The sequence below is a fragment of the Segatella maculosa OT 289 genome, from assembly GCF_000243015.1.
Taxonomy (GTDB): Bacteria; Bacteroidota; Bacteroidia; order Bacteroidales; family Bacteroidaceae; genus Prevotella; species Prevotella maculosa.
Genome location: NZ_JH594505.1, coordinates 17,430 through 31,164 on the forward strand (window position 1 = coordinate 17,430; position 13,735 = coordinate 31,164).

The 13,735-nt window shown below is 47.2% G+C and carries 8 protein-coding genes, 1 pseudogene and 1 CRISPR repeat array; of the genes and pseudogenes, 3 read left to right on the forward strand and 6 right to left on the reverse strand.

Annotated elements, in window-relative coordinates:
- The first annotated feature begins 6 nt into the window (after positions 1-6).
- The 3 genes from cas4 to cas2 are packed head-to-tail and all read left to right on the forward strand — an operon-like array spanning position 7 to position 1,806.
- Positions 7-525 carry a CRISPR-associated protein Cas4 gene (gene cas4 / locus HMPREF9944_RS08410; protein ID WP_008565747.1) on the forward strand — a complete coding sequence of 173 codons (519 nt, stop codon included), beginning with the start codon at positions 7-9 and terminating at the stop codon, positions 523-525.
- Positions 522-1,538, forward strand: a complete 1,017-nt coding sequence (gene cas1b, locus HMPREF9944_RS08415; protein ID WP_008565748.1) for a type I-B CRISPR-associated endonuclease Cas1b — start codon at positions 522-524, stop codon at positions 1,536-1,538. Before cas4 ends, cas1b begins: the two co-directional genes overlap by 4 nt.
- A gap of 4 nt (positions 1,539-1,542) precedes the next feature.
- Complete coding sequence (gene cas2, locus HMPREF9944_RS08420) at positions 1,543-1,806, forward strand: CRISPR-associated endonuclease Cas2 (RefSeq protein WP_008565749.1); 264 nt, start codon at positions 1,543-1,545, stop codon at positions 1,804-1,806.
- Positions 1,807-2,019: 213 nt separating this feature from the next.
- A CRISPR array of direct repeats spans positions 2,020-3,161; the repeat unit is 30 nt; unit sequence GTTCTAATTGTACCTTAGTGGAATTGAAAC.
- Between the two features lie 4 nt (positions 3,162-3,165).
- Here the strand turns inward: cas2 and HMPREF9944_RS08425 are convergent.
- The 6 genes and pseudogenes from HMPREF9944_RS08425 to HMPREF9944_RS13520 form a co-directional block, all read right to left on the reverse strand.
- Positions 3,166-3,843 carry a transporter gene (locus tag HMPREF9944_RS08425; protein ID WP_244861142.1) on the reverse strand — a complete coding sequence of 226 codons (678 nt, stop codon included), beginning with the start codon at positions 3,841-3,843 and terminating at the stop codon, positions 3,166-3,168.
- A 524-nt stretch (positions 3,844-4,367) separates the two neighbouring features.
- The gene (locus HMPREF9944_RS08430; protein ID WP_008565753.1) at positions 4,368-7,247 is read right to left on the reverse strand and encodes a M16 family metallopeptidase; all 2,880 of its coding nucleotides are present in this window, start codon (positions 7,245-7,247) and stop codon (positions 4,368-4,370) included.
- 76 nt (positions 7,248-7,323) lie between these two features.
- Positions 7,324-8,493, reverse strand: coding sequence for a MalY/PatB family protein (locus tag HMPREF9944_RS08435; RefSeq protein ID WP_008565755.1), 1,170 nt, complete (start codon positions 8,491-8,493; stop codon positions 7,324-7,326).
- 6 nt (positions 8,494-8,499) lie between these two features.
- On the reverse strand, positions 8,500-9,345 hold the full coding sequence (locus HMPREF9944_RS08440) for a DUF3737 family protein (protein ID WP_008565756.1): 846 nt from the start codon (positions 9,343-9,345) through the stop codon (positions 8,500-8,502).
- Positions 9,346-9,434: 89 nt separating this feature from the next.
- Complete coding sequence (locus tag HMPREF9944_RS08445) at positions 9,435-10,394, reverse strand: hypothetical protein (RefSeq protein ID WP_008565757.1); 960 nt, start codon at positions 10,392-10,394, stop codon at positions 9,435-9,437.
- Positions 10,395-11,176: 782 nt separating this feature from the next.
- Positions 11,177-13,673 (reverse strand): annotated as a pseudogene (locus HMPREF9944_RS13520) (response regulator).
- Between the last annotated feature and the right edge of the window lie 62 nt (positions 13,674-13,735).

Below are 13,735 nucleotides of genomic sequence, written 5' to 3' on the forward strand. Positions count from 1 at the left end.
TTAGTTATGAGAATTTCTGGAACCTTAGTAAATTATTATTTTGTTTGTCATCGTGAGCTGTGGCTGTTTGCTAACGGCATAAACATGGAACATAATTCGGACTTGGTGTATGAAGGCAAACTGATACATGAAGATAGTTATCCGCAGCGCTCAGTGAAGTATGAAGAAGTTGCGATAGATGGCATAAAAGTAGATTACTATGATGCTCGGAATAAAGTTATTCATGAGATTAAAAAGTCGAATAAGGTTGCGAAGGCGCATGAATGGCAATTGAAATACTATATGTATGTTTTCGAACAGCATGGTATTAATGGGGTGAAAGGAATATTGGAATATCCTGAGCTTAGAAAGACATCGGAAGTAGTATTGACAGATGTGGATCGCGAAAATATTGCTTTAATTCAGCAAGATATCTGTAATATTATAGAACAGGATTTATGCCCTCCTATAGTGAAGAAAGGTCTATGTAAGAATTGTAGCTATTTTGAGTTCTGTTATTCAAATGAGATGGAGGAAGATTTATGAAAAGGAGTTTCTATTTGTTTAATCCGGGATTGATGGAGCGTAAAGACAATACATTGAAGTTTACGCCTATTAGCATAGATGAACAAGGAAATGAAACGAAGCAACCATCTCGTTTTATTCCGATAGAGGATGTTGCTGTATTATATGCGTTTGGTAGTTTGAAAGCGAATAGTTCTCTATATAATTTTCTGGGGCAACGCGATGTGCCTGTTCATTTCTTCGATTATTATGAGAATTATACAGGGAGTTTCATGCCTCGTGCAGGACTGCTATCAGGAAAGGCTTTGTTAGCACAGGCAAAAACATATCAAAGCTCAAAAAAACGGGTAGAACTGGCAAGAAAGTTCATTCAAGGTGCGGCATGGAATATGGTGATGAATTTGAACTATTATAATAGGAGAGGAAAAGAACTTGAAGGGCAGATTGCCGAAATGAAAGAATTTGCACAAACTCTTCCTGAAGCGAAAACTGTTGAAGAAGTGATGGGAACAGAAGGGAATATTCGTAGAATTTATTATTCTGCTTTTGATATCGTACTTGATGATTTTAAGTTTGGCAGTCGCACGAAACAACCTCCAGAGAATGAAGTGAATGCTTTAGTTTCTTTTGGTAATATGATGTGCTATACAGAAACGCTGCGCGCAATTCATCAAACTCAACTGAACCCTACGATTAGTTTTCTGCACAAGCCAGGAGAACGCCGTTATTCTTTATGCTTGGATATATCTGAAATCTTCAAACCAATTATAGTTGATCGAGTTATATTCAAAGTACTCAACAAACATGTACTTCAAAAGAGTCATTTTGATTGGAAGTTGAATAGTTGCCTGTTAAATGATAAAGGGAAAAAGATTTTTGTTGCAGCCATGGAGGAACGTTATAATGAAACATTTCGTCATCGTTCCTTGGGACGTAATGTGAGTTATCGTCATCTGATAAAACTTGAGTGTTATAAGCTCTTGAAAGATATACTCGGGATAGAAGAATATAAACCTTTTAAGATGTACTGGTAATTATATGTATGTTATCCTGATTTATGATGTGGCTGAAAAGCGTGTTGGTAAAATGTTGAAACAGTGTCGGCAATATCTTTGTTGGATACAGAATTCTGTGTTTGAAGGCGAACTGTCAGAAGTTAAACTGCGGGAGTTGCAGCATAAGATCGAAAACTTGATTGATAAAAAAGAAGATAGTGTGATAATATTCTCCAATAAAATGGGTTATCATATGAGTAAGGATATTCTTGGCAAGGAGCGAATGTCAACAGATAACTTTCTGTAAAGTTGTCGATGTGGTAATAAGATTATTTATAGTGTCTTCTAATATATAATAGAGTCGCTCTTTGACTTCTTGAAACATATTACAGCAAAAGATATGTCGAAGCCCAACGGAAAATGTATTTTTAGGTATCGACATTTTTTTGCTCTTTTTTTAGTACCTTTGTATCGCAGTAAACGGTTTATATATCGACCTTCTCATTTTCAAGAATGGTGGGTTCTAATTGTACCTTAGTGGAATTGAAACGCTTGTGCATCTTCTCGCCGCCTGTGTTTCCCTGGTTCTAATTGTACCTTAGTGGAATTGAAACAAGTCAAGTTCAGTTGAACAATGAGACCGCTAAGAAGTTCTAATTGTACCTTAGTGGAATTGAAACAAGATGAAAGAAGCATTAAAGAGTTTTCTCACCTCGTTCTAATTGTACCTTAGTGGAATTGAAACACCGGACCAATCGTGCCAGACTGCATTTGATTACCTGGTTCTAATTGTACCTTAGTGGAATTGAAACTGAGTTGCTTCTTCTCGCCGCCTGTGTTTCCCTGGTTCTAATTGTACCTTAGTGGAATTGAAACAAGTCAAGTTCAGTTGAACAATGAGACCGCTAAGAAGTTCTAATTGTACCTTAGTGGAATTGAAACAAGATGAAAGAAGCATTAAAGAGTTTTCTCACCTCGTTCTAATTGTACCTTAGTGGAATTGAAACACCGGACCAATCGTGCCAGACTGCATTTGATTACCTGGTTCTAATTGTACCTTAGTGGAATTGAAACTCCGAACGGATGGTCCCAGACTGCATTTGATTACCTGGTTCTAATTGTACCTTAGTGGAATTGAAACTCGGACAGGCGGCTCCCACCGGCAGTCTCCGTGTGGGGTTCTAATTGTACCTTAGTGGAATTGAAACTGAGTTGCTTGAACCATGATGTGTTGAAGTATTTTAGTTCTAATTGTACCTTAGTGGAATTGAAACATGGTAAGCAGGAGCTTGTTCACCAGTTCCGGGCGTTCTAATTGTACCTTAGTGGAATTGAAACTTACTCAGCTTGTTAACAAGAACGTACCGCGTGAAGTTCTAATTGTACCTTAGTGGAATTGAAACAGGATCAACGGGTAACCAAGAACGTACCGCGTGAAGTTCTAATTGTACCTTAGTGGAATTGAAACAGGATTTAAGGATACCCTTCAGAAAGGAGCCGCTGCGTTCTAATTGTACCTTAGTGGAATTGAAATATCGGAGACGCAGTCTTATTCGCCACTATCTGAGGTTCTAATTGTACCTTAGTGGAATTGAAACGCGCAAGGTCGGTGGTAGACACAACCCTAAAAGCGTTCTAATTGTACCTTAGTGGAACTAAAAATTCTTTAGTGGAGTAACCAGGCCATTCCTACACCGAGATTTACATATTTAAAAGGCTCGTTAAAGCAGATGTCGTTATACATGTTTAGCTGCAATCGCGGTATGACGATATAAGAAACGCCCGTTTCACCCATACAGTTGAAGTGGCTTCTATGGCCGGGTCTGGCCCAGTCCTCCTGCTTTTCAGAATTGAAGCGATTATAACTTTCTATGAAAAAGCACCACCTATCCGTAGGCTGGAAGTTCAAACCGGCACCGAAAAATATATCCGGGCGATGCGTCTCACCACTCCATTCCACTCCAATATCATAGCCTATACTGAAAAATTCCGTTATGTTATTTTCAAACAACAGGTGGGATTGAACGCCAATATGCTTGGGGAGATAATGAGATTGACTGCTCCCGGGAAGGAGAATTGTCCCAAGGAAGGCTGTTTTCGGCAGGCCTTTCGACCCTTCAAACACTTTTATCTTTGTCCCGACAGATGCATTGGATATGCCACCATAGAGCTTCTGAGATGCCAACGTGGCACTCTCATCTAATTGGAAACGCAGTTCTACATTGGTGGTAAGTCCTAAACGAAAGAGCGAAGTGTTGATAGTCCACGTATGTTCATGCGCTCCATTCCTTCGGTTCCACTCGTATGAGGAACCTGTCTCCCAATCAATGCTCCATTGTGGCATGATGTCTGGCCCCGTAGTTGCCCCGGACAATCGGGCGAAAAGGCAATCTCGACTTGTGCATTTGCTGTAATAACAAAGGAAAGTAGGGACAACAAACAAACGATAATTTTACACTTCATTTCTTTTTGTCGACATAATAGCTACAAAACGGCGTCAGTTCCAAACATTGTTAAAGGCCATGAAACCGCTTACAGCAATGACTCTTTGTCGTATTTGTCAGCGGTTCATTTGTCAAAATCCAATTTATGTGTTGACAATTGACCTGCGGGATAGCGGATACCCGGCTACAAATATAGTTAAAATAGGATAGAAACAGGTACAACGCGGCAAAGTTTATATACTGAATCTGCTGTTTTATCTGTTGTTGACGATTGACAACACGTCTTTCCCTTCATTTGGAATGTCGTCAATATCAGTCATATTAGCGCGCGATATCAGCCACTTTACGTGCCAATATCAGCCATTTTACCGCGCAATAAGGTTGATATTGCGTGCAAATATGGCTGATATTACAAACCGGCTGACTATCTGTAGATGTCTTCCTTCTTTAATTCTACAACACGACCATAGCGTTCGAGGGCCTTGCGGTCGATGGCTTTCAGGTTGCCGATGATGAAATAGGAACGCGGAGCGGGCTGAACAACGTCGTGATAATAGCTGATGACGGCCTCGTCGGTGGTTTGCATGATGGCCGAAGTGCGAGCCTTGCTGGGGTCTTCCGCATAACCTTTGAGGACAGCTTCGGCCATATAGTCGGGCTGATCTCGGAATGTGGGGCGCGAATTGTTGATGCTGTTGAGTGCCGATTGCCGTGCGTTTTGTAGGTTTCGACGGTCGATAGGCATGTCGTTTTGCAGACTATCGATAAGCGAAAGCGTGGTGAGCGCCTTGTCGGTTTGCGTGCCTGCCACAGTGAAGTAGCCGATATTGCGGTTTTTCCTTGCCTTAAACGACTGCGTATAAGCGATGCCGCTGCAGGTGTAAACCAGTGACCGAAGGTCGCGAAGTTCGCGGAATAGCACGCTGTTGAGGCCGCCGTTGCTGAAATAACGCTGCCATATCGTGAAGCGCGCTTGCTTTTCTTCAGTGTCAAGCGGTGGTAGAACGGTGTATGTTCCAACGACAGCTTGACGTGCATCGGGCTTGTCATAGAGGTAAATCGTGTGTTCGGGCTGCTCTACATTGAAGTCATAGCCCGTGTAATCTTGTCTTTCTACGGGCGAAACAATGGGGTTCAGCATCTCGGCCACGCTGTCTATGGCAAGTCTTCCACTGTAGGTGACGGTCAATTTTCCGTTTTGTGCCGATTTAAAGAGGTCCTCAATATCCTGCACTTCGAGTCTTTTCAGCTCGCTTGTCGGCATGTCTTGCAGGTAAGTGGAGTTCGTTCCGAGGGCGATTTTTTCCAAAACGGCGCTGCGAACCGACTCCATGTCCTTATCAAAAAACTTGTCGCCGAGGCGTGCGTCCTTCTTCATTGTCGCAACAGACGGCCGGTCGGTCTTGGGATTCTTCAGCAAATCGGTGAGCAAGTCTATCGAGGCTGCGAGGTTCTTGTCGAAGCCTGTGAGTTCAATTGTCATGCGGTTGAGCGTGTAGTCACCCTTGAGCGTGGTACCAAGTGCCTGCAATCGGGCCGCAAAAGCTTGTTTTTTGAGTGACGAAGTGCCTAAATAATCAAAGAGATCCGACATCATATGGACGGGCTTTTGCACGTGGATTTGGTACCAAGAGAGCGTGAGTTGGAAGATATCATTACGTGGATTTGGCGCGGCATATAGGTCGGCTTGCTGTGCAAGATGGCGTGTTTCGACGTCCTTTCCAAATGCAATGAACTGTGGAGAGAGCGTGGGTGTGGCAGTCAATGCCAGCTGTTCAGCATAGGCAGATTGCTTACTTTCGTTATCAGTCTTTACGGGTTTGTAGGGCGGTTTCGCTATTTTATCCTTCTTGTATTTGCCGAATTTCTTGTGAATAAGCAGGTAATGATTGTTGAAATAACGCTGGCAGGCTGCCACAATGTCAGCCTTTTTGAGTTGCGAAATCATGGAGATATGCGCCAAGTATTCGTTCCAATCCATGCCGGCTGCATAGCAACCGGCCATCAATACGATGCGATTACCAATGTTTTCAAGCTGTTGTTCCGTCTCTTTTTGATATTCTGTCTTGGCTGCTTCGAAGCTTTCTGTGGAGAAATCTCCATGTTTCAGCTTGTTGATTTGCTGCCAAAGGAGTCGCTCTGCCTTGCGTTTTGAACCGAAAGGAAGGTTGGGCACGGCCGCTAAACCTAAGAGACCGACCTCGCGGGTCATGAACATATCGGCACCTGCTGCCATGCCGTACATCACATGATGATGTACGGAGAGCGAGTCGATGAGCCCGCTATTGTTGCTGTTCGACAGTAATCGCATAGCAATCTGCATGGCGGTATAGTCGTGATCGCGTGGGGTTGGACCGCGAAACACCAATGCCGAGGCCTTGATCAAAGGAAAAGGAATCTTGATTTTCAGGGTCTTTTCGGGGTTGAAGTCAGCCAAATAGAAGGGCTTTCTCATCGGGTTTTCCCCGCTTCTGATGCGTCCGAATGTCCTTTCCAACAGGGGAATGATGTCCTTCTCCCTGAAGTTTCCACAGAGGATCAACCCCATATTACCCGCCACATAATACTTTTGATAGAAGGCATCCATATCGGATAAGCGCGGATTCTTGAGGTTTTCGGTGCTTCCGATGACTGGAAATTCGTAGTCACTACCCTTGAACACCATGCTTTGCAGGCGTGCCATGAGTTGCATACCAAAGTTATCTTCGGCCCGATTCTTCTCTTCATAGACCGTTTCAAGCTCGCCTTGGAAGAGCCGGAACACAGGGTTTATGAAGCGTTCGCTGTTGAGTTGGCACCATTGCTCAATGTATTGTGGAGCACACTCACTGTGATACACGGTTTCATCAAGGTCGGTATAGGCGTTGATGCCCGTGCCGCCGTAGCGCGTGAGCAGTTTTGAAAACTCGTTGGGAATGGCATATTGAGCCGCTTGTTGGTTAAGTTTGTTGATTTCGAGCTGTATGGTCGTGCGCTGTTTCGGGTCGGTGGTCTGTGCCAAACGGTTGTATTGCCGGCTGATGTCGTCAAGCAAAGGTTTTTCTTTGGCGTAGTCGGTGGTCCCAATCAGTTGCGTACCTTTGAACATGATGTGTTCAAAGTAGTGAGCAATGCCTGTATTGGGACAATCTCGTGCTCCTGCTTTCACAACTACGTAGCCGATGAACTTCGATTCGGCCGTGTCGGGGTTCAACCAAACGGTCATTCCGTTCGAAAGCCGATGAATACTGACCTGTTGTGCCGATGCTTGAAGGAGACCGAACAGGAAGAACAAGAGTGCAATGTGCTTTGTTTTCTTTACCATTATGCCATGAATAAGAAGATGATATGAAAGCGTATAGACGCTAAAATTTCTCACTTGCGGGGTAGTCCGTCGGGTGTTACATGCCAACCAACTCGCTTTCGATGCGCTTCAAGCCTTCCATCAACGTGGAACGTGGGCAGGCAAGGTTGATGCGGAGATAGGAATTGCCTGCTTCTCTGCCGTACATCGTGCCGCTGTTGAGCATCACCTTGGCATTTCCGAGCAACCTTCGGGCGGCTTCGTCGGCCGTAATCGGAATGCGAGAGAGGTTGATCCATGCAAGATAAGTGCCCTCGAGGCGACACACTTCGAGCCGGGAAAGCCGCTCACGGAAGAAGTCTTTGAGGGCAAGATAGTTCTCGTGGATATATTGATTGAGTGCATCAAGCCACTCACCACCGTCGTTATAGGCCGCTTGCAGGGCGATAACACCGAACGGATTAACGTCACATACTTCGTTGATATTGATGGCCCGGTTGATGCGTCGCCGCCATTCTGCATCGTGACACACGATGTTTGCAATCTGCAGACCAGCAATGTTGAAAGCCTTGGAGGGCGAGTTGAGCACTACACAGTTGTCACGACAGGCCTCATCGACGGCCGCAAAGGGTTGGAATGTGTGCCCCGGCATGACGAGTTCGCAATGGATTTCGTCGGCAATCACCTTCACATGGTGTTTCAAGCAGATATCGTTCATGCGTCGGAGTTCGTCTTTTCGCCACACGCGACCTGCCGGATTGTGGGGGTTACAAAGCAGGAACACCGTGGTTTTCTCGTCACTACAGCGGCGTTCAAAGTCGTCGAAGTCTATCACATAGCTGTCTCCTTCGCGCCGAAGTGGGTTCTCCGACACTTCGCAGCCACTGTTCTTAATGGCCGAAAAGAAGCAGTTGTACACCGGAGTCTGCACAAGTACCTTCTCGCCCGGCATGGTTGTGGCCTTCAATGTGCAGGCAATTGCGGGCACAACGCCCGAGGTGTAGAGAATATCCTCGCGTTCGATGTGCCACTGGTGTCGCCTTTTGAACCAGTTGATGATGGCATCATAGTAACTGTCGGGCACGAACGTGTAGCCGAAAATGCCGTGTTCTACGCGCCGTTTCAGCGCATCGATGATGCAAGGGGCGGTCTTGAAGTCCATGTCGGCCACCCACATCGGAATGATGTCTTCGCCTTTCGGCAGGTCCCATTTATAGGAATTGGTGCCGCGGCGCACCACAATCTCGTCGAAATCAAACTGCTTCATAGTTGTTTATTTAGTGGTTTCAATCACGCAATCCTTTTCTTTGGCAAACGCATCGTAGGTGATTCTGCCGATTTCGTCGGCCACAATGCGCCCGCTGATGGGGTTCTTTATCTCGGTGATGCGCCCTTTGATGGTGGCATCGATGTTGCGACTGTCTTCGAAAGCACGGTCGCAGGCGGCGTCAAACGTGCAGTCTTCGAGCGTGATACCGTCGAGATAGCACAGCGGTTGCTCGCCGCCGATGTGGCAACGCACCAATTTCACGTTCTTGGAATGCCAAGCCAAGTACTCGCCGTCAAGTACCGAGTCGTACACGGTGACGTTTTCACACTCCCAAAAGCTGTCTTTTGTGGTGATTTTGGCATGGTGAACCTCTACGTTCTTGCAGTATTGGAACACGTATTTTGCGTCGCTCGTGAGGCCGTCCACATAGATATTGCGCGAGAACATGAACGGATAAGTGCCGTCATGCAGGCTGACATGCTTCAGTTTCAGGCCGTCAACTCTCCAGAAAGTCTCGTCAGCATCGTTGATTTTCACGTTTTCAAGCGTCAGATTCTTCATCTCTCGGAAGAACTTCGGCCCGTCGATGACCGAGTCTTTCATGGTCATATCACTGCTATACCAAATGGCCGAACGGCTTTCGGGGGCGAAATAGCAATTCGTGATGAGGCTTTTATCAACGTGCCACCACGGATATTTGCCATAGAACTTCGAGTCGTCGCACACTAAGTTCGCGCAACATTTGATGCCCGACTCACCATCGGTGATCGTGATATGCTCCAAGTGGGTGTCCTTGATGCCGAAGAGCGGACGCTCGCCTCCAAAAGATTGATTGCTGATAACTTTCATTTTTAATACCTATTTTGTTTTATTTTCTGTTCGCCTTTGGGCTTTTCGTCGTACCAAAGGGCAAAAATCATACCAATTTATAGTTCGGATTACCATTTCAGATAGCCGTGCTTCTCTTTGTAATACAGCTGAATGGCATTGATAAGGTTCTGCCAAATCACATAGACGCAGGGCGCAATGGCAGCGTAGGGATTGAGGAATGAGAGCGTGAGCCATATACCCACCACCGTATTCTTCTGTCCCAAGGCCTGTCCGGCCCCTATACTATCGCCGTAATAATGGCCGACCAGCTTGCCAACGGAGAACTGAACGACGGCTAATAACAAGGGAATGACGCACAAAGCTACGAGCACCCAGCCTGAAACGGGGGCGCGTACGATGTGCTGCATGGCAAGTCCCATGATGATAGACAGGTTGAAACTCCAGATGTAAAAAGCGATGTTGCGCTTCGTTTTCAGCCATGCGATGAAGTCGGGCAGGCATTTTCGCGTCAGCAAAGCCAAGGCCAAGGGAACCACCAGCACCGTCAACACGCGCTTGAGCACCAGCCATGCCGCCATGACAAAGGTGATGTCGGCACTCTTTTCCATCAATGGAAAGAACAAAGGAATAATGACCGACGTGAAGCAATTGGCTATCAAGAGATACACCGTCAGCGAGGCAATGCTACCACCGAGCTTCTCTACGATCACAGGGGCAGCTGCAGCCGTCGGACAAATGGCGCAGATAAAGACGCTTTCCCATAGGAGTTTGCCCGTAGAAGTGGTGCAAAGGTTGGCCGCAATGACGCTCGCTGCCGCCAAAAACGTGCGGATTCCCTGAAGAATAAAATGCCATTTGCGCGGTGTAAGGTCGTCCATTCGTATCTTGCAGAACGTGACATAGAGCATCACAAAGAGGTTTACGGGCAGCAAGGCCACGAGTTTCGGCCCCGCAAAGTCGCCGAAAGGCACGAGCACGTCAACGTGTGTGAACACCCAATAGACGATGCTTCCGAAGCCGATGGCGCACAACAGCGTCCAATCTTTGATGAATTTAGCGATACGCATAGTCGATATTCCCTCTGCAAACTACGTGCAAAGTTACGAACTTCCCCCGGAATACGTGCCGACCTTCCCCGCTTTCTTGCCTCATTCCATGCAGAAGATTTTCCAAATGAACGACATCGCTTTCCACTATCACCCTTCTTGCCGCATAATATGCCCGATATAGGTATGTAGGGACGCACGGTCCGTGCGTCTGCTCAAGCAGAGTAGAAGGCTAAACACGTGTTTATTTGGTTGGACGCACGAGCCGTGCGTCCCTACATGCATTCGCACAGCTTTTCCCATCAATCTTTTATGCATCAATACGCCCAATATAGGTGTGTAAGGACGTACGGTCCGTGTGTCCGCTCAAGCAGAATAGAAGACTAAATACGTGTTTATTTGTGTGGACGCACGAGCCGTGCGTCCCTACATGCATTCGTGCAGCTTTTCCCATCAATCATTTTATGTATCAATACGGCTGATATAGGTATGTAGGGACGCACGGTCCGTGCGTCCGTTCAAGCAGGATAGAAGACTTAAATACATGTTTGTTTGTGTGGACGCACGAGCCGTGCGTCCCTACATGCATTCAGATTGACAATCAACGACTTGCATCTTGCTTTTCAATCTCACCCATTTTACTGTGCATTCTCAGCCATATTAGACGCTAATCTCAACCATATTACCGCGCAATATGGCTGAGATTGAAAAGTGATATGGAACATATTGGAAGTTACGGGGGCAGAGAAAGGGTGACAATGCCAACGTTTTTCCTGCCATCGGGGCTGAAATTGGGCGGCGCTTTAATTGGAAGCTGTGTCTGAAACGAGCGTAGCTTGATCTCTGCGATAGTCGCTTGGCGTCACACCACACACGTTCTTGAACGCCCGGACAAAGTTCGGATAGGCCTCGAAGCCGCATTGATAGGCCACTTCCGTGAAACTTATTATCATGTCTTTGTCTAACATGTTGCGGGCTTTCTTGATTTTGAGTCGCTGGATATAGGCGGCCGGTGCGTAACCTGTAAGCGCATGAATCTTACGGTGGAACTGTCGGGGACTCATACACATGCTCGAGGCGAGGAAGGCCACGTCGATTTCTTTGTTTTTATTGAGCTGCAGATAGACGGCCGTCGTCACTTTGATGAGGAAACGCATGTCGGCATCGGTGGTCAGTTCGCTGTCTTGCTCCTCGTTTTCGTTGAGTTCCATCGTTGTTGCGAACTTTTCTTGCAAGAGTTTCCGTCCTGTCAGCAACGCCTCTACCCGTGTTTGCAGTTCTTGACTGTTGAACGGCTTGGAAAGATAGGCGTCGGCACCGGCTTCTATGCCTTTGATTCGTTCCTCTTCCGTTATTTTTGCCGTCACAATGATAATGGGAATGTGGCTGATAATCTCGTTGGTGCGCACCTGTCGGCACACTTCCAGTCCGTCTATCTCGGGCATCATCAGGTCGGTGATGATGAGGTCGGGCACCAACTCCTGTGCCTTTTGCAGTCCTTCACGGCCGTTTGATGCGTAGGACACGGCATATTGGTCGGTAAACTGCCCGCCGATGTAGGCGGCAATGTCTGCATTGTCTTCAATGATCAGCAGTTGGCAGGCGCTTTCCTTGTGTTTGCTCTCTGCGAGCGGTGCTTTGAGTTTCGGAAGAAGCGGTTTGATAGTTTCCGGCGTAGCGGTTGCCTTCCGTTTTACGGTGTTATGGATGGGAATACAGACGTGGAAAGTGGAACCTTTGCCCATTTTGCTCTCTACCGTGATGCTTCCTGCGACGGCATCCACGATTTGTTTGACGAGTGCGAGGCCCACACCGGTCCCGATATGCTGCATTTCGTTCTTTCCTTGATAGAAAGCCTCAAACACATGAGCGGCCGTATCCTTGTCCATGCCCTCGCCTGTGTCGGCAATGTCGATGAACAAATGGTCTTTCTCGCGCCATACCGAAACGTCTATCTTGCCGTATTCAGGGGTAAATTTGAAGGCGTTGGAGAGCAGATTGTTCATCAGCTTGTTTACATAGTGGGGAATGAAATCCATAACCACGGTTTCCTTGGCAAGAAACTGCAGGTTGATGTTGCGACTGTGGGCATAATCACGATAAGTTTCAATGATCATCGTCAGGTGTGCCGTGATGTTTCCGTTGTACCAATCGCTGTTTCCCACGGCCGACTTGACTTTTGAGATGTCAAGCAGTTGGTTGATGAGCGAGAGCAGACCCTTGCCTTGCTGTTCGATGGTCGCCGGTTCGCTTGTAGTGCTTGTAATACAGGGTGTAGATGTCGGCCAGATGTTCTTTCGCAAGAATGCGTTCGGCTATCGGTTTCGCCCTGCTGAGATAGTCTAAGGTCTTGGCTTCGTCGTGCATCGCATTGGATATGCCGGCCAAGGCGATGAGTGCATTCAGGGCATGCCACTCGTCTTTCGAGTCCTTCATCAGTTGATAGGAGGTCTCATACTCGCTGATAGCCTTGTCATATTGGTGTGCTTTCTCGTAAAGCGAACCGAAATAGTTATGGCAGAGTGCCATTCCAAGCGTGTTGTGCGCCCTTTAGTTGTGCGCCATCGACAGGTGATAGTACACCCAAGCCGAGTCGGTTTTTCCTTGTTGCTCGAAGATAGAACCCAGATTGGCATAGTTGATGGCCTGTCCGATGTCGCTATTGAGGGCTTGTTCGCCTTTCAATGCCCGGCGTAATAGCTCGGTTGCCCGCTCATGATTGCCCAGAGTCATATAGATGTTGCCCAATCCATTGAGCGAAACCACGCGGTTTTTCCGGGCCGTAAACGAGGTATCGCTGCATTCTTCGCTGAGCATACACGCCTTGGTGTGGTATTCTTGCGCCATGTCGAGCACGCCCATGCGCCGGTAATCGGTCCCGATGTTGTTCAAAGCCTGCACCCATTCCGACGTGTCGCCGGCCGCTTCGGCCAACCGGAGTCCCTCGCTGTGGAAGCCGATTGCCTCTTCGAAGCGGCTTTCGTTGCGCAGTTCCTTGCCCAGTTCTCTGAGGGCGATGATGTTGCCGAGCTTGTTTCCCGCGCGTTCCTGTTGTTTTTGCAACCGTGTGAGCGCCTCGATGCCATGCGCGGCACGCACGATACTGTCGGCGACATGCCGTTCTTCGGCCGTGAAACCGGCAGCTTGCTTTTTGCACGAAGCCGCCAACAGGCAAATGAAGAGGAGGAATCCCGATGCAACGAAAGCCTGCCGGAGGCGTTTCTTTTCAAAAATAGGGAAAAACCGATGGAGGAACTGTAAATCAGACGTGTGATGGTTGCAGTGCTTCATGCGTGGCATATTTTAGGGTTGTTCATAGAAAAGGTGACCTCCGTGTGTCGGGTTCGCCGCTTTTCTGTTTG